The organism is Kribbella sp. NPDC003505, from assembly GCF_040610875.1.
GTDB lineage: Bacteria > Actinomycetota > Actinomycetes > Propionibacteriales > Kribbellaceae > Kribbella.
In genome coordinates this window covers 849,451-868,199 of record NZ_JBEXNA010000002.1, presented here as the reverse complement: position 1 = coordinate 868,199, position 18,749 = coordinate 849,451, and the positions used below count along the sequence as shown (strand labels likewise).

The 18,749-nt window shown below is 70.8% G+C and carries 19 protein-coding genes; 11 read left to right on the top strand and 8 right to left on the bottom strand.

Annotation, left to right across the window (positions count from 1 at the left end):
* Window positions 1-59 precede the first annotated feature (59 nt).
* The gene (locus tag ABZX12_RS08650) at window positions 60-1,475 is read right to left on the bottom strand and encodes a PepSY domain-containing protein (RefSeq protein ID WP_355691150.1); all 1,416 of its coding nucleotides are present in this window, start codon (window positions 1,473-1,475) and stop codon (window positions 60-62) included.
* A 116-nt stretch (window positions 1,476-1,591) separates the two neighbouring features.
* Here ABZX12_RS08650 and ABZX12_RS08645 point away from each other — a divergent pair, with 116 nt between their 5' ends.
* The gene (locus ABZX12_RS08645; protein ID WP_355691148.1) at window positions 1,592-2,197 is read left to right on the top strand and encodes a hypothetical protein; all 606 of its coding nucleotides are present in this window, start codon (window positions 1,592-1,594) and stop codon (window positions 2,195-2,197) included.
* Between the two features lie 101 nt (window positions 2,198-2,298).
* On the top strand, window positions 2,299-2,844 hold the full coding sequence (locus ABZX12_RS08640) for a sigma-70 family RNA polymerase sigma factor (protein WP_355691146.1): 546 nt from the start codon (window positions 2,299-2,301) through the stop codon (window positions 2,842-2,844).
* 6 nt (window positions 2,845-2,850) lie between these two features.
* On the opposite strand, the gene ABZX12_RS08635 is transcribed toward ABZX12_RS08640, so the two are convergent.
* Both ABZX12_RS08635 and ABZX12_RS08630 read right to left on the bottom strand, forming a co-directional pair.
* On the bottom strand, window positions 2,851-4,323 hold the full coding sequence (locus tag ABZX12_RS08635; protein ID WP_355691145.1) for an alpha/beta hydrolase: 1,473 nt from the start codon (window positions 4,321-4,323) through the stop codon (window positions 2,851-2,853).
* 54 nt (window positions 4,324-4,377) lie between these two features.
* Window positions 4,378-4,806, bottom strand: a complete 429-nt coding sequence (locus tag ABZX12_RS08630) for an RNHCP domain-containing protein (protein ID WP_355691143.1) — start codon at window positions 4,804-4,806, stop codon at window positions 4,378-4,380.
* A gap of 187 nt (window positions 4,807-4,993) precedes the next feature.
* Here ABZX12_RS08630 and ABZX12_RS08625 point away from each other — a divergent pair, with 187 nt between their 5' ends.
* From ABZX12_RS08625 to ABZX12_RS08615, 3 genes are read left to right on the top strand one after another with little or no spacing between them, the layout of a single operon-like run.
* Window positions 4,994-5,770 carry an ATP-binding cassette domain-containing protein gene (locus tag ABZX12_RS08625; protein ID WP_355691141.1) on the top strand — a complete coding sequence of 259 codons (777 nt, stop codon included), beginning with the start codon at window positions 4,994-4,996 and terminating at the stop codon, window positions 5,768-5,770.
* Window positions 5,767-6,528, top strand: a complete 762-nt coding sequence (locus ABZX12_RS08620) for an ABC transporter permease (protein ID WP_355691140.1) — start codon at window positions 5,767-5,769, stop codon at window positions 6,526-6,528. Before ABZX12_RS08625 ends, ABZX12_RS08620 begins: the two co-directional genes overlap by 4 nt.
* Window positions 6,529-6,543: 15 nt before the next feature.
* The gene (locus ABZX12_RS08615; RefSeq protein ID WP_355691139.1) at window positions 6,544-7,380 is read left to right on the top strand and encodes a MerR family transcriptional regulator; all 837 of its coding nucleotides are present in this window, start codon (window positions 6,544-6,546) and stop codon (window positions 7,378-7,380) included.
* Here the strand turns inward: ABZX12_RS08615 and ABZX12_RS08610 are convergent.
* Complete coding sequence (locus tag ABZX12_RS08610; RefSeq protein ID WP_355691137.1) at window positions 7,333-9,891, bottom strand: cation-transporting P-type ATPase; 2,559 nt, start codon at window positions 9,889-9,891, stop codon at window positions 7,333-7,335. The genes ABZX12_RS08615 and ABZX12_RS08610 overlap by 48 nt on opposite strands.
* A gap of 102 nt (window positions 9,892-9,993) precedes the next feature.
* Complete coding sequence (locus ABZX12_RS08605) at window positions 9,994-10,251, bottom strand: metal-sensitive transcriptional regulator (RefSeq protein WP_355691135.1); 258 nt, start codon at window positions 10,249-10,251, stop codon at window positions 9,994-9,996.
* Window positions 10,252-10,356: 105 nt separating this feature from the next.
* Here ABZX12_RS08605 and ABZX12_RS08600 point away from each other — a divergent pair, with 105 nt between their 5' ends.
* From ABZX12_RS08600 to ABZX12_RS08585, 4 genes are all read left to right on the top strand, one after another.
* A complete protein-coding gene (locus ABZX12_RS08600) occupies window positions 10,357-11,433 on the top strand; it encodes an MBL fold metallo-hydrolase (protein ID WP_355691133.1) in 1,077 nt (358 codons plus the stop codon).
* A 15-nt stretch (window positions 11,434-11,448) separates the two neighbouring features.
* Window positions 11,449-11,766, top strand: coding sequence for a rhodanese-like domain-containing protein (locus tag ABZX12_RS08595; protein WP_355691131.1), 318 nt, complete (start codon window positions 11,449-11,451; stop codon window positions 11,764-11,766).
* 27 nt (window positions 11,767-11,793) lie between these two features.
* On the top strand, window positions 11,794-11,961 hold the full coding sequence (locus ABZX12_RS08590; protein WP_355691129.1) for a hypothetical protein: 168 nt from the start codon (window positions 11,794-11,796) through the stop codon (window positions 11,959-11,961).
* Between the two features lie 143 nt (window positions 11,962-12,104).
* The gene (locus ABZX12_RS08585; protein WP_355691127.1) at window positions 12,105-12,704 is read left to right on the top strand and encodes a CBS domain-containing protein; all 600 of its coding nucleotides are present in this window, start codon (window positions 12,105-12,107) and stop codon (window positions 12,702-12,704) included.
* A 14-nt stretch (window positions 12,705-12,718) separates the two neighbouring features.
* Here ABZX12_RS08585 and ABZX12_RS08580 read toward each other — a convergent pair whose 3' ends face one another.
* The 3 genes from ABZX12_RS08580 to ABZX12_RS08570 are packed head-to-tail and all read right to left on the bottom strand — an operon-like array spanning window position 12,719 to window position 15,107.
* Window positions 12,719-13,855, bottom strand: a complete 1,137-nt coding sequence (locus ABZX12_RS08580; RefSeq protein ID WP_355691125.1) for an acyltransferase family protein — start codon at window positions 13,853-13,855, stop codon at window positions 12,719-12,721.
* Window positions 13,856-13,860: 5 nt separating this feature from the next.
* The gene (locus ABZX12_RS08575) at window positions 13,861-14,739 is read right to left on the bottom strand and encodes a universal stress protein (protein ID WP_355691124.1); all 879 of its coding nucleotides are present in this window, start codon (window positions 14,737-14,739) and stop codon (window positions 13,861-13,863) included.
* On the bottom strand, window positions 14,736-15,107 hold the full coding sequence (locus ABZX12_RS08570) for a VOC family protein (protein ID WP_355691122.1): 372 nt from the start codon (window positions 15,105-15,107) through the stop codon (window positions 14,736-14,738). Before ABZX12_RS08570 ends, ABZX12_RS08575 begins: the two co-directional genes overlap by 4 nt.
* A gap of 425 nt (window positions 15,108-15,532) precedes the next feature.
* Here ABZX12_RS08570 and ABZX12_RS08565 point away from each other — a divergent pair, with 425 nt between their 5' ends.
* Entirely contained in the window at window positions 15,533-16,285 is a 753-nt protein-coding gene (locus ABZX12_RS08565; protein WP_355691120.1) for a glucose 1-dehydrogenase, read from the top strand.
* A 29-nt stretch (window positions 16,286-16,314) separates the two neighbouring features.
* On the top strand, window positions 16,315-18,708 hold the full coding sequence (locus ABZX12_RS08560) for a glycosyl hydrolase family 65 protein (protein WP_355691118.1): 2,394 nt from the start codon (window positions 16,315-16,317) through the stop codon (window positions 18,706-18,708).
* Window positions 18,709-18,749 lie beyond the last annotated feature (41 nt).

The window sequence follows — 18,749 nt, the reverse complement described above, 5'->3', positions numbered from 1 at the left end:
GCTCCGCCGCGTGGCCGGCGCGCTGGTCTCGACCCACCCGTACCGGATCGCCGACGGTGTCAGCCTCGAGGTGTCGCGTTGAACCACGTGCGCAGGCCCGGGACGCGGTGGAGCACGAAGTGGTCGAGGAGGAGTACGGCGAGGAGGGTCAGGCCGAAGAGGGGTAGGAAGAGGCCTAGCGCGACAACCAGGACAGCCAGGCCCGGCGTCGCTCGCAGCGGGAGGCGGCCGCGGGGTGCGCCGAGGCTGTTTCCCTTCGGGCGGCGCCGCCACCACATCAGCGGGCCAGTGACGCACATGAACATGACGCCGAGACAGAAGGCTGTGGTCAGCCAGAAGTTCACGACGCCCACGCGGCGGCCCTCGTGCAGAGCGATGCCCTGGGCAACGACCTTCGCCAGCGTCGGGTAGTCGCCATACCCGTACGTCGACACCACGCCCCCGCCGTACCGGTCGACATGCAGCGTCCGTTCCTTCCCGGGGTCGCTGAACGCGTAGCCGATCGCCGAGAAGACGCCTTCGTCGCCGGTCGGCAGGGCGATCGTCATCGGGCGCTGTAGCCCGTTGCGTTCGCCGACCGCGATCGCGGTGTCGACCGTGGCCACCGACCGGTTCCGATTGGACGGGTCCGAGCGCGGCACTTCGGATTTGCCGAGCGCCCACGGCACCGAGTGGCTGTGCGGCAGCGACTCGTCCAGGGTCGACGTCGGGTTCGACAGCGCGCCGGGGTCCTCGGCCCAGAACGATGTCCCTTGTCGGGTCGCGAACTGCTGGGTCTTCGCGCCCCAGAAGCCGGTCCACGGCAGGCCGGACACGACCAGGAACAACAGCCCGAGACCGAGGACCGCGCCGGTGCGACCGTGCCGCGACCTCAGTACGGCGCCCGCCGCACCAGCGGCTCGCCGGCGCGCTCGCGCGACCCGGCCGCGGATGAACAGGTAGTAGCCGGTCAACGCCATCACGATCGCCCAGCAGGCAGCGATCTCGATGACGTAGTCGCCCCAGCGGCCGGCCATCAGCTCACCGTGCAGCAGGATCGCGGCGCCGGACAACGTCCGGTCCGGGTCGAGCGAGCCCAGCACCTTGCCTTCGTACGGATCGACGAACACGTCCCGCGAGCCGTCCGCGGTGTCGACCGAGAAGACCGTCGAGCGATTCGGCGCGGACGGCTCGGTCATCGACACCACGGTCGCGTCGGGGAAGGCACGCCGTACCTCGTCGAGCTGGGTCTCGTACGGCTGCGCGACCAGGCCGGCGGGCTGGTCGACCTTCATCAGGCCGGCGTGCAGCACCGGTTCGAGCTGGAACCGGAACAGGTAGATCAGCCCGGTCGCGGCGAGGATCAGCAGCACCGGGATCACCAGGAAGCTCGCGTAGAAGTGCCACCGCCAGAACGCCCGGAACAGCCCGGTCCCCCGCGGACTGCCGCCGCCGGCCCGTTTCGCCGGGGCCTCCAGCTCCTGTACTGCGCTCACGTCCACTCCTTCTCCGCACGGTCCGGAACAGGAGTCGGTTCGCCGGTCCGCCCGGTTCCTTCCGCGGGATGTGGCGTGGAACACACGGTTGGACGGGATGCGACCATGGGTGCGCCATGCAGGAGAGCCTGGGGTTCCGAGCCGCACGGGCCGCGATGTTCGCGGCCACCTGCGTGCTGCTCGCCGCCCTCGGCCACGTCGTGATGTCCGGTACGGCGGTCCCGTGGTGGGCCGTGGTCGGGGGCGCGGGGTCGATCGCGACCGCCGCGTGGATCGTGGCCGACGGCGAGCGCGACGTACCGTTCGTCGTGCTCGCCACGCTGGTCGCCCAGGCGGCGCTGCACACCGTGTTCACCCTGGCCCAATCGACGACGCCATCGATGGCGCAGTCGATGACGGCATCACCCGCGATGCACGACCACATGACGGGCCAGATGACGGGCCAGATGACGGGGACGTCGTCGCTCGGCATGCTCGCGGCCCACCTGCTCGCGGCGCTCCTGTGCGGCCTGTGGCTCGCGTACGGCGAGCGGGCCGCGTTCGCCGTCCTGCGATCCGTCGCCGGCCTGGTCCTGCTGCCGTTGCGCCTGCTCGCGTCACCACGGATCACCGCGCACCGGCCGCGGATCCAGGCCGGCCACTCCCCCACGGCGTACACCGACCTGCTGCTCGGCCATGCCGTCACTTCGAGAGGTCCGCCGCGCGGAGCCGCTGCCTTCTGACAGCACGACCCATCCGGGCAGCTACTGCCCGGCCCTCCGCTCACCGGCGACGCGCGCTGCCGTGCGCCGCCGGATCCTGGACTTCCCGAAGGACTCAAGCCATGGCTTCTGCCTTGCTCGACGAAACCTCGACCCACCTGGCCCTCGCGGCCCGCGACGGCGACCTCGATGCCCTCGACAACTTCATCCGCGCGCTGCACCGCGACGTCCGCCGGTACGTCGCGCACCTGAGCGCCGACCCGCACGCGGCCGACGACCTCACTCAGGAGACGTTCCTGCGGGCGTTGCAGAGCCTGCACCGCTTCGAGGGACGCTCGTCGGCGCGGACGTGGTTGCTGTCGATCGCCCGGCGTACCGTCGCCGACGAGCTGCGCCGCAGGGCTGCCCGGCCGAGAATCTCCCGCTACGACTGGCAGCTCGCCGCCGAGCAGAGCCAGCCGCGGAACCTGCCCGGCTTCGACGACGGCATCGCGCTGACCGAGCTGCTCGACAAGATCCCCGGCGACCGCCGCGAGGTCTTCGTCCTCACCCAACTCGCCGGCGTTCCGTACGCCCAGACCGCCGCCCAGCTTGGCTGCCCGGTCGGCACCGTCCGGTCCCGGGTGGCCCGGGCCCGCACCACCCTCGCCACCCTGCTCAGCACCTGACCCCGGTCAGGCCGGACAGCGGGTATCGCGGGGCGGGACCGTCAGGGTGGCCAGGTAGTCGGTGACGAGCCGGGTGATGCACTCGTTGCGCCCGACCGCGCCGTGGCCCTGGCCTTCCCAGGTCAGCAATTGCGCAGTACCCAGGCTGGACGCCATATCCACCGCTCCGCTGTACGGCGTGGCCGGGTCGTGGCGGGTGCCGACCACGAGGATCGGGTGTTCGGTGGCAGCGACCGGCGGCTGCAGGGTGTGCCGGTCCGGCTCCCAGAACGTGCACCCGAACAAGAACCATGACAGCCACACCCCGAACAGCGGGTACTGCTGGGCGAAGCGCGCCCCGGCCACCCTGATCTCGGTCTCGGTCGGCCCGGGCGCGCTGTCGTTGCAGTTGATCACGAGCTGCGCGTCCGCGGTATCCTCCCCGCTGCGGGCCGCGTCGGCCAGGTCCCGCAGCGTGCCCGAGTCGCCGGCCGTGGCCTCTACCAGCCCGTCAGCGAGATCCGGCCAGCGCGCGTCGTCGTACAGCGCGCCGACCACCGCGTCGAGCACGTCGGTACCGTACGTCGGAACGTCGTCGCCCGGCCTCCCGCTCGGGATGGGCGACTTCTCGGCCCTGCGAACCAGGTCGGTGACGAAGCCGCGGGTGGCGCCGAGGGCACGGCACCTGTCCTGGCTCGCGCACCAGGCGGCGAACTGGTCGAAGGCGTCCTCGAAGCCCGCGACCTGACGCTCGACGGTCTCGATCCAGGTCGTCCGTGGGTTGCTCGGGGCATCCAGGACGGCCGCGCGCACCTTGTCCGGGTACAGGCGGGCGTACTCCGCGCCGAGCTTGGCTCCGTAGGACCAGCCGAGGTACGTCAGCGCCGGCCGGTCGAGGGCCGAGCGAATGCGGTCGATGTCGACCGCGGTCGCGGTTGTGCTGAACAGCGCCGCCTTGGACCCCAGTGCCGTCGCGCACTCGGCGGTCCTCGCGCGCATCGTGTCCGCAGCCCGGGCGTACCCCGTGGGAGTCAGGAGATCCGGCAACCCGGGCGGGTCCGAATCCTTGTGCCCACACCGGATCTGCTGCGAACGGCCGACGCCGCGGGGATCGAAGCCGATCAGGTCGAACCGCTCCAGCAGCGCCTCCGGCAGCAGCCCGGCCGCGACTACGGCGTACTCCACCCCGGACTGACCGGGACCGCCGGCGATCAGCAGCAGCGGCTCCTTCCCGGCACCACCCGACTGACGGATCCGGATGAGCTGGACCGCGAGCGTTCCGGCCTCCGCATGGGCGGGGTCGAGGTCGACGTCCACCGCACCGCAGCGGAACTCGAGCCGGGCGGACCGCTCCGCAGGCAGCTTCGCTGCGTGTACGTCGGTGACGCCCGCGCAGTCCCCCCACTCGATGGACACCGTCTCGTCCGGACGTGACGACGTACACGAGGCCAGTCCAAGGACCGCGGCCACCAGCACCGCGGCCGCACCCGACGGACGCACGTCCTCAGTAAAGCAGCAGGTCTGGGCGACCGGCACCGCCCAGACCCGTCTGCATCACGTACCGTCGGGCTGCACGGCCGCCTTGGCCTTGCGCGCTCTCGGTTTGCGAGCGGCCGGCTGCGAACCGTTGCCGTTCCCGTTGGTGCCGGGCTCGGCGGCGAACGGGACGAACGGCATCGTCAGCGGGAGCGCCGCAAGCCGCATCAGGAGCAGGACGTTGTCGTCACCGGCGGTCTTGTTGAGCCGGAGCCGGCCGCAGTTGGTGCATCGGTGGATGAGGACCCAGCGGCCCTCGCCGCGGACCGTGACCGCGATCGGCTCCATGCCGCCGGCACAGTCGGCCTTGCGATCGCCCGGTACGTTGCGGTCGAGGTGCCGCGACCACAGACAACTCGGGCAATGGTTGCGATGGGTGGTTCCAGGGGCGTCGAGAGAAACCTCTACGCCGCAGTGTTCACAGCTGAACGAACGTGCGAATGCCAAACCGAAAGACCTTTCAGAGCAAAGCTACGGGACAGGACAGACATGGCCTTCCTCCTTCCGGTCCGCGCCGGCCCATCCGGCGCACGTCCTGACAGCAGACCAGTCCGTCGCCGGCATCGTCAATCGAATAACAGCCGGGTCGCGACGGCTTGACCTTGACGCAGGGTCAACCCTGCACGCTTCCGGTATGACAGTGACATCGACCGCCGGCCCGGCGATCCACGTACAGGGCCTGCAGAAGTCGTACGGACAGAAACCGGTGCTGCGCGGCGTGGATCTCGACGTCGCGCGCGGCAGCATCTTCGCCCTGCTCGGCTCGAACGGCGCAGGCAAGACCACCACGATCAGGATCCTCTCGACCCTTCTCGCGGCCGACGCGGGCACGGCCGAGGTCAACGGTTTCGACGTCGCCACGCAGCCGGCCGACGTCCGGCGGTCGATCAGCCTGACCGGCCAGTTCGCCGCCGTCGACGAGATCCTCACCGGCCGGGAGAACCTCGTCCTGGTCGCGAAACTGCGGCACGTCCCGGACCCCGGCGCGGTCGCCGACGAGCTGCTCCGCCGCTTCGCGCTCACCGATGCGGCCGGCCGGCGCGCGGCGACGTACTCGGGCGGGATGCGCCGCCGGCTGGACATCGCGATGAGCCTGATCGGCGACGTACCCGTGATCTTCCTCGACGAGCCGACCGCCGGACTCGATCCGGAAGCGCGGATCGAGGTCTGGCACACGGTCCAGGAGCTGGCCGGCCACGGGACGACGGTGCTGCTCACCACGCAGTACCTGGAGGAGGCCGAGCAGCTCGCCGACCGGATCGCGATCCTGCACGACGGACGGATCATCGTCGCCGGCACCCTCGGCGAGCTCAAGCAGCTCCTGCCGCCCGCCAAGGTCGAGTACGTCGAGAAGCAGCCGTCCCTCGAGGAAGTCTTCCTCGCCGTCACCAGCAAGGAGGCCCGGCCGTGAGCGCCTATTTCCTCAGCGACGTCGGTGCGCTGACCGGCCGGACGCTCCGGCACGTCACCCGCAGCCCGGACACGATCATCACCACCGTGCTGACGCCGATCGCGATGATGGTGATGTTCGTCTACGTATTCGGCGGCGCGATCGACACCGGGGCCGGCGCGTACGTGAACTACCTGCTGCCGGGGATCCTGCTGATCACGGTCGCGTCCGGCGTCGCCTACACCGCGTTCCGGATCTTCATGGACCTGAAGAGCGGGATCTTCGAACGGTTCCAGTCGATGCCGATCGGCCGGTCCGGCGTGCTCTGGGCGCATGTCGTCACCTCCCTGGTGGCGAACCTGATCTCCCTGGTGGTCGTCGTCGGGGTCGCGCTGCTCATGGGCTTCCGCTCGGACGCGGGCGTGCTGGACTGGCTCGCGGTCGCCGGCATGCTGTTCCTGTTCACGCTGGGCCTGACCTGGATCGCCGTGATTCCCGGGCTGTCCGCATCCACCGTCGAGGGTGCGGGCGCGTTCGCGTACCCGCTGATCTTCCTGCCGTTCGTCAGCTCGGCCTTCGTGCCCACGCAGACGATGCCCGGACCGGTGCGCTGGTTCGCCGAGCACCAGCCGGTGACGTCGATCGTCGACACGATCCGCCGGCTGTTCGCCGGGCAGCCGGTCGGCGACGACATCTGGACCGCGCTGGCGTGGTGCGTCGGCGTCCTGGTGGTGGCGTACGTCGTCGCAATCGCCGCCTATCGCCGCAAGGTCGCGTAAGGCAGGCTGTGACGCATGCTCACGATCAGCCGGCTCGCGGCGTACGCCGGCGTGACGGTACGCGCGGTCCGGCACTATCACAAGATCGGGCTGCTGCCGGAGCCCGGCCGTGACCGGTCCGGGTACCGCTCCTACGACGCTGCCGCGGTCGTCCGCCTGATCCGGATCCGCACGCTGGCCGATGCCGGCGTACCGCTGGCGCGGGTGCAGGAGCTCCTCGACGCCGCCCCGGAGGAGTTCTCCGGCGGCGTCGAGGAGATCGACAAGGAACTACGCGCCGAAGTCCGGCGGCTGCAGGCCACCCGCAAGCGTCTGGCCAAACTCGCCGCCGGCGACCAGCTGGCCCTGCCGCAGAGCGTCGTGGACTACCTCGACCGGCTGCGCGATCTCGGCATGAAGGAACAGTACGTCGAGATGGAGCGGGACGCCTGGATCATGGTCGCGGCCCAGGTCCCGGAGCAAATCGACGCGGTGATCGTGAAGAAGCACGAGGCGTTGCGGCATCCCGAGATGCTGAAGCTCTACCGCATCGTGAACGAGGCCCTCGACCGGCCCCTGGACGACCCGCGGATCGTGGAGATCGTCGACACCCTGGAGCGCATCATGGTCGCCGCCGTCCAGGCCGGTGAGACCGGTTCGTACGGACTCGACGACAACCTCGTGACGCTGATGGACAGCGCCGTCCTCGAGGCCTCCCCCGGCGCGGAACGGGTGCTGGCGCTGCTGGAGGAGCGAGGATGGAAAGGCTGGACCCGCATCGAACGCGTCCCGGCCGGCAGAGTCGACGAGCTGAGCTCTCGACCGTCATCGACGCCGGCGGACCAGCTTGGCGGCACTGTCGACGAGCAGTAGGACCAGGGCGCCGGCCGCAGCGAACAGCCAGCCCTGGTACGACGGCCAGCTGCCGCCCAGCAGGTGCGCGACGGGCGGGACGCCGAGGAACACCATCAGCAGGCCGAGCTCGACGACGAGCGCGAGCAGGAGCGGCCTGTTCGTCGTGAGGCCGATCTCCACGATCGTGCTGCGCTCGCTCCGGCAGGCCAGCGCGTTGGCCATCTGCATCATGACGATCACCGCGAACGCCGTACCGGAGGCGACCGCGAGCGCGGCCGCCGACGGCTCGGTCCCGAAGGTCCATCCGTGGCCGCGCAGGACGAGCAGGAAGGCCGACATCGCCACCACGGCCTCCGTCATCCCCAGCACCCCGAACGCCCGGGTCAGCAGACCGCGGTCCACCAGCCGGCGATGCCGCGCCGGGCCGTCGAGCACCCGCGGGCCGGGCTGCTCGACGCCGAGCGCGAGCGCGGGCAGCACGTCGGTGCCGATGTCCAGCGCGAGCACCTGCAGTACGCCGATCGCCAGCGGCACCGAGCCGCCGGACAGCGCCCAGGCCACGAACGGCGCCAGCTCGGCGACGTTGTCGGCCAGGTGGTAGGTCAGGAAACGCCGGACGTTCGAGAACGTGGCCCGGCCGAGCCGGATCGCGGTCACGATGCCCGCGAAGTGGTCGTCGAGCAGCACCAGGTCGGCCGCGGCGCGGGCCACGTCACTGCCCGAGGCGCCCATCGCGACGCCGACGTCGGCCTCGCGGAGCGCCGGTGCGTCGTTGACGCCGTCCCCGGTCATCGCGACGACATGACCGCGTGCCCGCAGCGCCCGGGCGATCCGCAACTTGTCGGCGGGTGTCACTCTGGCGACCACCACGCCGTCGTCGCGGTCGAGCAGTTCACCCAGCGGCCCGTCGTCGGCGGGCAACTGCTCGCCCGACACCACGAGCCCGCCGGGCCCGAGCAGGCCGACCTCGCGCGCGATCACTTCCGCGGTCGCCGCGTGGTCACCGGTGACGACCGCGATCCGGACTCCGGCCTGCCGGCAGGCGGTCAGCGCGGTGTGGACGTCCGGTCGTGGCGGGTCCTCGAGGCCGACCACGGCCAGCAGGTCGAGCGCGTCCGGCCGCAGATCCAGGTCACCGTCGCGAACGAGCACCCCCGACGCTTCCGCCACCGCGAGCACCCGCCGGCCCTGACCGGCCAGATCGCCGACCGCCGACGCGGCGGCGCCGTTCGTGCGGCAGTACGGCAGCAGCGCGTCCGGCGCGCCGATCACCATCGTGTTGCCATCGGCAACCACGGCGCTGTACCGCGTCTCGCTGGTGAAGGTGACCCGGTGCGTGATCGTCTCCGGACGCACCGGCGCCACCCCGAGGCGCCGCGCCAGGACGTCCAGCGCGACCTCCATCGGATCGCCTTCCGCCGCCCACCCGTTCTTCGACCGCACCGCACGGCCGCGAACACAGGCGACGGCCGACCGGGCGGCCCGCGCGGCCGCGTCGATCGCGGCAGGGCCGCCGTCGGCCGAGCCGTCCGGGTCGTAGCCGTCGCCGTGCATCACCACGGATCCGTGCGGCGTCCAGACGTCGAGGACCTCCATCTGGTTCAACGTCAGCGTTCCGGTCTTGTCGGTGCAGACGAACGTCGTCGCGCCGAGCGTCTCGACCGCGTCCAACCGCCGTACGAGCGCGTTGCCGTGCGCCATCCGCTGCGCGCCGCGTGCCAGCGACAGCGTGACGGTCGGCAGCAGGCCCTCGGGAACCAGCGCCACCATCACCCCGACCCCGAACAGGAACGCCTTGGTGGCGCTCAGACCCAGCACGAGCGACACCACCGTCAACGAGGCGCCGACAGTCACGGCGATGACGGCGATGACCCGGATCAGGCGATGCAGCTCGATCGTCAGCGGACTCGGGCGACGTACCGCGCTCTCGGTCAGTGACTGGATCCCGGCCAGCCGGGTCCCGCCGGCCACCGCGGTCACCACCGCTTCGGCTTCGCCCTGTACGACGAACGTTCCGGCGTACACCTCGTCGCCGCTGCCCGGGCGGACCGGGACCGATTCACCGGTGAGCATCGACTCGTCGACGGCCAGGGCGTGCACCGTGACCAGGCGCAGATCGGCCGACACCCGGGCTCCGGCGCCGAGCAGGACCAGGTCGTCACGGACCAGTTGGGTCGCGTCGACAGACCTGACCTCGCCGTCGCGGATCACCTGCGCCCGGACCGGCAGCAGATCGCGCAGGCGCTCGGCGGCGCGGTCGGCGCGGTACTCCTGGGCGAACGCGAAGACACCGTTCAGGACGATGATCACGACGATCGCGATCGCCAGCGGCGCCAGCCCGCCGGCCAGGGCGAGCGCGGCCGCCACCCACAACATCACCGCGAACAGATGCGTCAGCTGGCCGGCCAGCAGCTTCCAGGCCGCCGTACGGCGGGGTGCGGGCAACTCGTTCGGACCGTCGGCGGCGAGCCGTCGCGCCGCCTCCGCCACCGGCAAGCCGCGGACATGCGATGTCTCCACACCGGGCATGACCACCTCCCCCCACGAGCGTCGGGCTCGTGGCGCCGCCGTGACAGAGCCCAACGGCCCGACATCGGGGCCGGACGGCCCCCGGCTGCGCGAGGCCGGACGTCAGGCCAGGGCGAGGAAGAGCTTCTCCATCTTGGCCACGTCGACGTCGCTGTCCTCGTCGGTCAGGCAGCGCTGCAGGCCGGTCGCGACGACGGCGTAGCCGGCGCGGGACAGCGCCTTGTTGACAGCGGCCAACTGGGTGAGGACCGCTTCACAGTCGGCCCCCTCCTCCATCATCCGGATCACACTGCCCAGGTGTCCGTGGGCGCGCTTCATCCGCGCGATGACAGGTTTGATCTCGGCGGCCTCGAGCTCCATCGATACTCCTTCTTCCAGCGTCGGAGTCCTCAGTCTACATCCCCCTGGGGGGATATGTTACGGTGACGACAGATGAGGGGGATGCGATCCGGGAAAGGACCCTCGATGCCAGACACCGCCGCCGACCAGCACCACGCCGCACCACTCCCCGGCGTGACCGTTCGGGTCATCGACACCGCGTCGCTGGGCGACCGAAGCTACCTCGTGCACGACGGCACGGTGGCGTTCGTCGTCGACCCGCAGCGCGACATCGACCGCGTCCTCGACCTGCTCGAGACCGACGGGGTCCGGCTGACCCACGTCTTCGAGACCCACATCCACAACGACTACGTCACCGGCGGCCTCGCACTGGCACAGGCCACCGGAGCGACCTACCTGGTCAACGCCGACGACCAGGTCAGCTTCGACCGCACCCCGATCCGCGACGGCGACGCCATCGACATCGGCACCCAGATGCGGATCCGGGCGATCCACACCCCAGGACACACCTTCACCCACCTGTCCTACGCACTCAGCCAGCACGACGGCGAACCGGCCGCCGTGTTCACCGGCGGCTCACTGCTGTACGGCGCCACCGGACGCCCCGACCTGCTCGGCCCTCAACACACCCACACCCTGGTCCGCCACCAGCACGCCTCGGCCCACAAACTCGCCGACGACCTGCCCGACACGACCGGCGTCTTCCCCACCCACGGGTTCGGCTCGTTCTGCTCCGCGACCCAGTCCGAAGCCACCGAATCCACCATCGGGCAGGAGAAACGCGCCAATCCAGTTCTGACCCAGAACGAGCAGGACTACGTTCGTGATCTGCTGGCCGGGCTCGGCGCCTGGCCCGCGTACTACGTGCACATGGCACCCGCCAACGCCGCCGGCCCCGGCGCGCCCGACCTCTCCCTGCCCGAGCAAGCCGACGCCACCGAACTACGACGCCGGATCGACGCCGGCGAATGGGTCGTCGACCTGCGCACCCGCACGGCCTTCGCGGCCGGGCACGCACCCGGCACACTTAACTTCGGACTCGACGGCTCGTTCTCGACCTACCTCGGCTGGCTCATCGAATGGGGCACCCCACTCACCCTGCTCGGCCAGACGGCGGCCGACGTTGCACAGGCACAGCGCGAGCTCGTCCGGATCGGGATCGACCGGCCCGCCGCACACGCGACCGGCGGTCCGCGGGAGTAGAGTCTCGACGCCCCGGTGTCCTTCCCTACCGCGACCTTCGCGGATCTCGAGCAGGTCCGCCACCACCGCGACGTCATCGTCCTGGACGTCCGGCGCGCGGAGGAACACCACGCCGCCCGAATCCAGGACGCGGTCAACATCCCGATCCACGAACTCGTCCGGCGACTGGCCGAGATCCCACCCGGCGAAGTCTGGGTGCACTGCGCCGCCGGGTACCGCGCCTCTATCGCCGCCTCCATCCTCCACGCCGCCGGACACCAACCCGTCGCTGTCGACGACCAATTCGACAACGCGGCCAAGGCAGGCCCGCACCTCGTCGGGCCGGATGCCTGACGTGTTACTCACAACGAAGGAGAACCCATGTGCCGACCCGTAAACTGCAAGACCTGCGCCAAGACGACCTGGGCAGGCTGCGGCCAGCACGTCGCCCAGGTGAAGGCGATGGTCCCCGCCGACCAGTGGTGCCCCGGCCACCCCAAGGCCGAGCGCAGCGGCGGCAGCTGGTTCGGCAGACTCCTCGGCCGCTGACCGGACAGAACGCAGACGTCCGGTTCGTCGGCCGCATTCCAGGGTCGTCGTACCTCGCGCGGCGGGACCTCTCGCCCTACTGGTACGCCACAGTGCGGGGGACGCTGAGCGCAAGATCTGGTGGACGGAGGAAGGTGAGGGCGATGCTGATCCGGGAGCTGATGACCAAGCAGGTTGTCGCCGTGGCACCGGAGACCCCGATCTCGACGGCGCTGCAGCTCATGGACGAGGCGAAGATCACCGCGCTGCCGGTGCTCGACCGGCACGGTGCGCTGGTCGGGATCGTGAGCGAGGCCGACCTGGTCGAGGAGGAGAACCTGATCAGCGACCGCGTCCCGGTCACCGTCGTACGGTTGCCGGGCCCGACGCCGCCGCGCCGGGTCGCCGAGGTCATGACGTACCTGGTCGTGACGGTGCGGCCCGACGAGGAGCTCGAGGCGGCGATCGACCTGATGCGCTCGACGATGGTCAAGAGCCTGCCGGTGGTCGAGCACGACCGCGTGGTCGGGATGATCAGCCGCAGTGACGTGGTCCACCTGCTCGCCGGTCGCGACCGCCGCGTTCAGGCCGAGGTGACCGAGCTGCTGCGGCCGGAAGGACCGGACTGGCAGGTCCAGGTGCAGGACGGCATCGTCACGGTGATCGGCCCGAGCGACCCTCGCGAACGCCACCTCGCCGAAGTCCTCGCCGGCACGGTCCGCGGCGTCATCGGCGTACAAGTGAGCCGCCTGAGCACCCTCTGACGGCAGTCCCGCTGTCAGAGGATCCGTGAAACGCCTGGCACCTTCTTGATCAGGAGCCAGGCAGCGCCGAACGAGGCGCCGATACCGCCGACGGCGACTATCGGCGCCTTGATCTCGGCGGGGAGGTCGACAGGGCGCAGAACCACGGCGAGCGCGAGCAGGAAGACGGTCTGGAGCATGAAGGCCGCGTAGGCGCTCCGGCTGAGCGCCGGGCCCCACCGGTACTGCCGAGCCAGCCGGTGCTGCGCCACGCTCAACAGCCACACCGAGCCGAAGACGGTCAGGAACGCCTCGACGACCGCGAAGAGACCCCCGAGCCAGTGCAGGCCCCCGAGCACCTCCTCCACGGCGTCCAATGCGCCGGCGAGAAGCAGCAACGCCGCCATCGCGCCGCCCGCGAACAAAGTCAGCACACGGGACCGCCGAGCTGTGTCTGCCGGGACCACCTCGCGCCAGCCCTCCCGCGAGCCGGCGACGCCCAACGCGAACACCGCCACGCAGGCCGGCCACTCCCACAGGTTCAGGTCGGAGAAGCCGCTCTCCGAGCCGTACGGGTAGACCAGCCGGACGGCGAACGACAGCGGCGCGACGACGAGCGCAGTCAGGGTCAGAGTCTTCAGCGTGATCCCTCGTGCGGCGCGATGTGCGCTCCCCCGACGGCGCCAGGCGGCGTAACCGAGCGAGTAGATCAGCAGCACACCGACGAACCACAACGGTCCGGTGTCGATCTGCCGCTTCGCCCCGAGATACTCGTCCCAGAAGGAACCTGGCGCGTGCCCCAGCGGATGCGCGACCGCGTACACGAGACTCGGCTGCACCACGAAGACGTAGACGACGAACGGTACGCCGAGGCGCAGCAACCGGTCGGTGACGAACCGCCGCGCGCCCTTGCGGTCGTACGACGGCGGTGTCAGCAGCCCGGCCACCAGGAAGAGCAACGCGATCAGGAAGAACCCGAACGGACTCACCAGCACGAGCAGGGTCATCTCGACCACTGGGTTCAGCGTCACCTCACGCAGCTCGGAGTACGTCCACGCCTCGACGATCCCGGCGTACCCGAGGACCGCGTGGAGCGCGATGATCACGGCGATCAGGACGACCTTGAGGTTGTCCAGATAGATCAGGCGCGTCGGGGACCGGTGGTCGAGCACCTCCTCTAGTACAGCCTCTCGTGCTGATGGACGAACGCGGCCGGGCAGGGTGCGCGGAGCAGGATGCCGTGGGCGGTTCCACCCGGTAGGAGCGCTCGGACGCGGCCGTGCACACGTCCGCCCACAACCAGCAGCTGGGCACCGGCGTCGGTGGCGGCGTCGATCAGGGCGGCGACCGGCTGACCGCGTCTGAGCTCCGTCCGGAACCTAGCGCCGGGGTGCTCGCTGCGGCACCGGCCGAGGATCTCGTCCACGTGCCGGCTGTGGTGGATCCGCGCGATCTCGGCCGCGGGCAGCACCGCCGCCTCGTCGCGGGTGGACGTCCGGGAGACGTCCCAGACGTGCACCAGACGGATCGGAGCGTCCCGTTCGGCGGCGAACCGGACGGCGAAGTCGACGGCCGCCGCGCAGCGATCGAGCCGGTCCACGCCGACCATGACCGGCGCCTGCGGGTCACCGGGCCGCCACTTCGGCGGTACGACCACCACAGCGGTCTCGGACTCGTGTGCCGCGGCCTCGGCCGTGGACCCGATGAACAACCGGCTGAGGACGCCGTGGCCGTGCCGCCCGATCACGAGCATCCGGTCGCGGCCCGCGGCACCCGCCAACGTGTGCGCCGGCGGACCGGAGAGCACCACGCCGGTGTGCAGGCCCGGACGGTCGTGATGATCGAGATACGCACAGACCTCGCGGACCAGAGCGTTGGCCGCGGCGTCGGCGCCGGGGAAGTCGAAGTACGCCCCGAGCGGAGGGCGGTCGTCGATCACGTGCACCGCCCGGATCGGGGCCGCGGTCAGCTCCGACTCGTGCAGCGCCCAGTCCACGGCGCCGTTGTCGGCCCAGCTCCCGTCCACCCCGACCGCGATCGTGGCCCGGCGCTTCATGACGCCGCGGCCTCGGCCTGCTGATGAAGCAAACCGATGATGTTGCCGTCCGGATCCGCGAACATCGCGAACTCGCCGATCCCCGGGATCGCGGTCGGCGTGACCACCGTCTTGGCGCCGAGCGCCGCGGCGCGGTCGAGCATCGCCCGCAGGTCGTCGACCGCGACGTACACGGTGACGTACGGCGGCATGTCGCCACTGGTCTGCAGCAGACCGCCGCCGACCCCGGCCCCGTCCGCGCCCGGCGGGACCAGCGCGTACTCCGGCCCGGCCGGCTGCGGGTTCCAGCCGAACAGCTCACCGTAGAACGCCGTCATCCGCGCGAGATCGCGCCCGCCGATCTCGAAGTGAATCACCGGATTCGTCATCGAACCCACCCCCAACAGCGCACCGCCGATCGGGCGCCGTGCGGCCGGTGAGGTGACGGTCGTACGGCGCCCGGTGGTTGGAGCGGCGCGCCCCTGAACCCGCTCTCCGACACGTTGTTCGGTGCCCGTCGGACAGGGCCGAACATGACGAGGAGGATCCGGTTCCCTGGTGGTCCGAAGCCTCGGCGTCCGTTGCGGTGACCCGCTCGCGGGACCGGGGCTCCGCCGGGTCCTCCTCGCCACTTCCAGTGCACTGCCGGCGCTGGGCCTGTCGAAGGGCCGAAGGTCCCGACCGGCCCGGGACCTTCGCCCCCAAGCCGTGCGACAGGGACCTATGTCCCGGCTTCGGGGTCCAACGGACCTGCCCGCGCGGCCGGACCGTTGCGAGCCTGAAGCCGTAGGAGCTACCGGAAGGGACCGATGACATGGGCAGGCTTGATGATCGGGTCGCGCTGGTGACCGGTGCGGCGAGCGGCATCGGCGAGGTGACCGCCTGGCGGCTCGCGGCCGAAGGTGCGGCCGTGCTGCTGACCGATATCGCGGTGGATGCCGGCGAGGCCGTGGCCGAAGGCCTGCGGGACTCCGGGGCACGGGCCCGGTTCGCCCGTCACGACGTCGCGAGCGAAGCCGACTGGCAGGCCGTCTGCGAGCTCGCCGCCGAAGCGTTCGGCGGTATCGACATCCTCGTCAACAACGCCGGCATGGGCGATCTGGCGACGATCGAGGAGACGACGCTCAAGGACTGGCAGCACACCATCGACGTCGACCAGACCGGTGTCTTCCTCGGGATGCGCACCGCCGCGCCGTACCTGAAGGCGTCCGGCCACGCGTCGGTGATCAACATCAGTTCGATCTTCGGCACCAGCGGCGGCTTCGGTACGTCGCCGGCGTACCACGCGGCGAAGGGCGCGGTCCGGACCCTCACCAAGAACGCCGCGCTGCACTGGGCGACCGACGGCATCCGGGTCAACTCGATCCATCCGGGGTTCATCGACACCCCGATCCTGGACTCGACCCGGAACACGCCGTTCTGGGACGTGATGACCCAACTCACGCCGATGGGACGTCTCGGCCGGCCGGAGGAGGTCGCGGCGGGCGTCGCCTACCTGGCGAGCGACGACGCGTCGTTCGTCACCGGTCTCGAGCTGTACATCGACGGCGGTTACGTGGCCCGCTGATGGTCCTGCGCGGACGTGACACGGGCGCCGTGACCGACTGGGTCCTGGCGTTCGGCGGCTACGACCCGGCCGACGAGCGCCGCCGGGAGGCGCTGTGCACCGCCGGGAACGGGTACTTCGCCACCCGCGGGGCGTGGGCGGGATCGGTGGCCGGCGACCATCACTACCCCGGGACGTACCTGGCCGGTTACTACAACCGCCTGACGGACACGATCGGCGACACCGCCATCGAGAACGAGAGCCTGGTCAACCTGCCCGACTGGCTGCCGCTCACGTTCGCCGCCGACGACGGCGACTGGTGGACGCCCGACACCATCGAGGTGCTCGACCACGATCTGGAAGTGAACGTCCGCCGCGGGGTGGTGACCCGCCGCTTCCGGTTGCGGGACCTGGCCGGGCGCGAGATCCGCGGCGTCGAACGCCGCTTCGTCAGCATGGCCGACCCGCACCTGGCCGGGCAGACCCTCGCCGTCACCGCGGTCAACTGGTCGGGCCGGCTCCGGATCGGATCCGCGGTGCACGGCAACGTCACGAACGCCGGCGTCGAGAGATACCGCAAGCTGGCCGCGAGGCACCTGACCCGCGTGGCGCCTATGGTTGCTGACGGCAACCTCATCGTGACGGCCGCGACGACCCAGTCACGGCACCGGATCTGCGTCGGCACCCGAGTCGCCGCTGCCCGGAACGGTTCGATCCTGGACGGGTGGACCACCCGCACCGACGACACCTCGGCGTACTCCGAACTCACGGTCGCGGTGACGGCGGGCGACACGGTCGGCGCCGAGAAGATCGCGGCGATCCACGGCTCGCGCGACCTGGGGATCTCCGAGCCGCAACTGGCCACCGAGCTCGCGCTGCAGAGTGCGCCGTGTCTCGGTGACCTCCTGGAGCGTCACGTGCTGGCCTGGTCGCAGCTGTGGCGGCGCTTCAGCGTCGAACTCGAGGAGGCGTACGACGGGACGCTGGCCGCGCTCCGGCTGAACATCTTCCACCTGCTGCAGACCCTGTCCCCGCACAGCCCGGACGTCGACGCCGGCGTACCGGCTCGTGGTCTGCACGGCGAGGCGTACCGCGGACATGTCTTCTGGGACGAGCTCTTCGTCTTCCCGGTCCTCACGCTCCGGCTGCCGGAATTGACCCGTGCACTCCTGCTCTACCGTTGCCGACGGCTGCCCGCCGCCCGGCTCGCGGCGCGGCAGATCGGGCTCCAGGGCGCGATGTTCCCGTGGCAGTCCGCCTCCGACGGGCGCGAGGAGAGCCAGCGCCTGCACCTCAACCCGCTCTCCGGCCACTGGACCGACGACGTGTCGTTCCGGCAGCGGCACGTCGGCCTGGCCGTCGCCTACTCGATGTGGCAGTACGTCGAGACCACCGGCGACACCGACTTCCTGTCCGATCACGCCGCCGAGGTCATCGTCGAGGTCGCCCGCTTCTTCGCGGCGCTCGCCGAGTACGACGCGAGCCGGGACCGCTACGTGATCCGCGGTGTGATGGGTCCCGACGAGTTCCACACCGCGTACCCGGGTCACGCGGAGCCGGGCATCGACAACAACGCCTACACCAACGTCATGGCCGTCTGGCTGTTCGGCGTCGCCGCCCGCGCGCTTGACCTGCTCCCGGCCTGGCGACGTACCGAGCTGATCGAGTCGCTCGGCCTGCGGCAGGAGGAACGCAACCGCTGGGACGAGCTCACCCGCCGCATGTTCGTGCCCTTCCACGACGGTGTGATCAGCCAGTTCGAAGGCTACGAACAGCTGACCGAACTCGACTGGCCGCAGTACCGGGGCCGGTACGGCGACATCCGGCGCCTCGACCGGATCCTCGAAGCCGAGGGACGCGACGTGACGACGTACCAGGTCTCCAAGCAGGCCGACGTGCTGATGTTGCTGTACCTGCTCCCCCGGCGTGACCTGCGCGCCCTGATGGAGCGGCTCGGGTACCCGTTCAGCACCGAGATCGTCCGGAACACCGTGGAGTACTACCTCGCCCGGACCTGCCACGGCTCGTCGCTGAGCGCCGTCGTCCACGCGTGGGGCCTCGCGGCCCTCGACCCCGATCGCGCCCTCGCGTTCCTCGGGCAGGCCCTGCACAGCGACGCCGGCGACGCGCTCCGCACCGGCACCACGGCCGAGGGCGTGCACCTCGCGGCGATGGCAGGAGCCGCGGACATCGTCCAGCGCTGCTTCACCGGACTCACCACCACCGGCGGCGTCCTGCGGTTCCGGCCGCACTGGCCCGCCAGACTCGGCGCACTCGAGATGGTGCTGCGCTACCGCGGGCACCGCACGACGGTCACGATCACGAGCACGACCGTCGCCGTCACGATCGACCCCGGGCCGGGTCCGGCCGTCGCCGTCCGCTGCTTCGGGCGGACGCGGCAGCTCAAGCCCGGCGACAGCCACCGCTGGACCCTACCGGCGTGACGCGCCCGAAAGGCCTTGTTTCCGCGACCGGCGTACCGCCT

What these genes read in the sequence shown, in the direction of transcription:
- ABZX12_RS08610 (WP_355691137.1), bottom strand. Translation starts at nt 9,891, where the DNA reads ATGCCCGGTGTGGAGACATCGCATGTCCGCGGCTTGCCGGTGGCGGAG.
- ABZX12_RS08625 (WP_355691141.1), top strand. Translation starts at nt 4,994, where the DNA reads ATGACAGTGACATCGACCGCCGGCCCGGCGATCCACGTACAGGGCCTG.
- ABZX12_RS08585 (WP_355691127.1), top strand. Translation starts at nt 12,105, where the DNA reads ATGCTGATCCGGGAGCTGATGACCAAGCAGGTTGTCGCCGTGGCACCG.
- ABZX12_RS08600 (WP_355691133.1), top strand. Translation starts at nt 10,357, where the DNA reads ATGCCAGACACCGCCGCCGACCAGCACCACGCCGCACCACTCCCCGGC.
- ABZX12_RS08615 (WP_355691139.1), top strand. Translation starts at nt 6,544, where the DNA reads ATGCTCACGATCAGCCGGCTCGCGGCGTACGCCGGCGTGACGGTACGC.
- ABZX12_RS08605 (WP_355691135.1), bottom strand. Translation starts at nt 10,251, where the DNA reads ATGGAGCTCGAGGCCGCCGAGATCAAACCTGTCATCGCGCGGATGAAG.
- ABZX12_RS08640 (WP_355691146.1), top strand. Translation starts at nt 2,299, where the DNA reads ATGGCTTCTGCCTTGCTCGACGAAACCTCGACCCACCTGGCCCTCGCG.
- ABZX12_RS08565 (WP_355691120.1), top strand. Translation starts at nt 15,533, where the DNA reads ATGGGCAGGCTTGATGATCGGGTCGCGCTGGTGACCGGTGCGGCGAGC.
- ABZX12_RS08645 (WP_355691148.1), top strand. Translation starts at nt 1,592, where the DNA reads ATGCAGGAGAGCCTGGGGTTCCGAGCCGCACGGGCCGCGATGTTCGCG.
- ABZX12_RS08570 (WP_355691122.1), bottom strand. Translation starts at nt 15,107, where the DNA reads ATGACGAATCCGGTGATTCACTTCGAGATCGGCGGGCGCGATCTCGCG.
- ABZX12_RS08575 (WP_355691124.1), bottom strand. Translation starts at nt 14,739, where the DNA reads ATGAAGCGCCGGGCCACGATCGCGGTCGGGGTGGACGGGAGCTGGGCC.
- ABZX12_RS08590 (WP_355691129.1), top strand. Translation starts at nt 11,794, where the DNA reads ATGTGCCGACCCGTAAACTGCAAGACCTGCGCCAAGACGACCTGGGCA.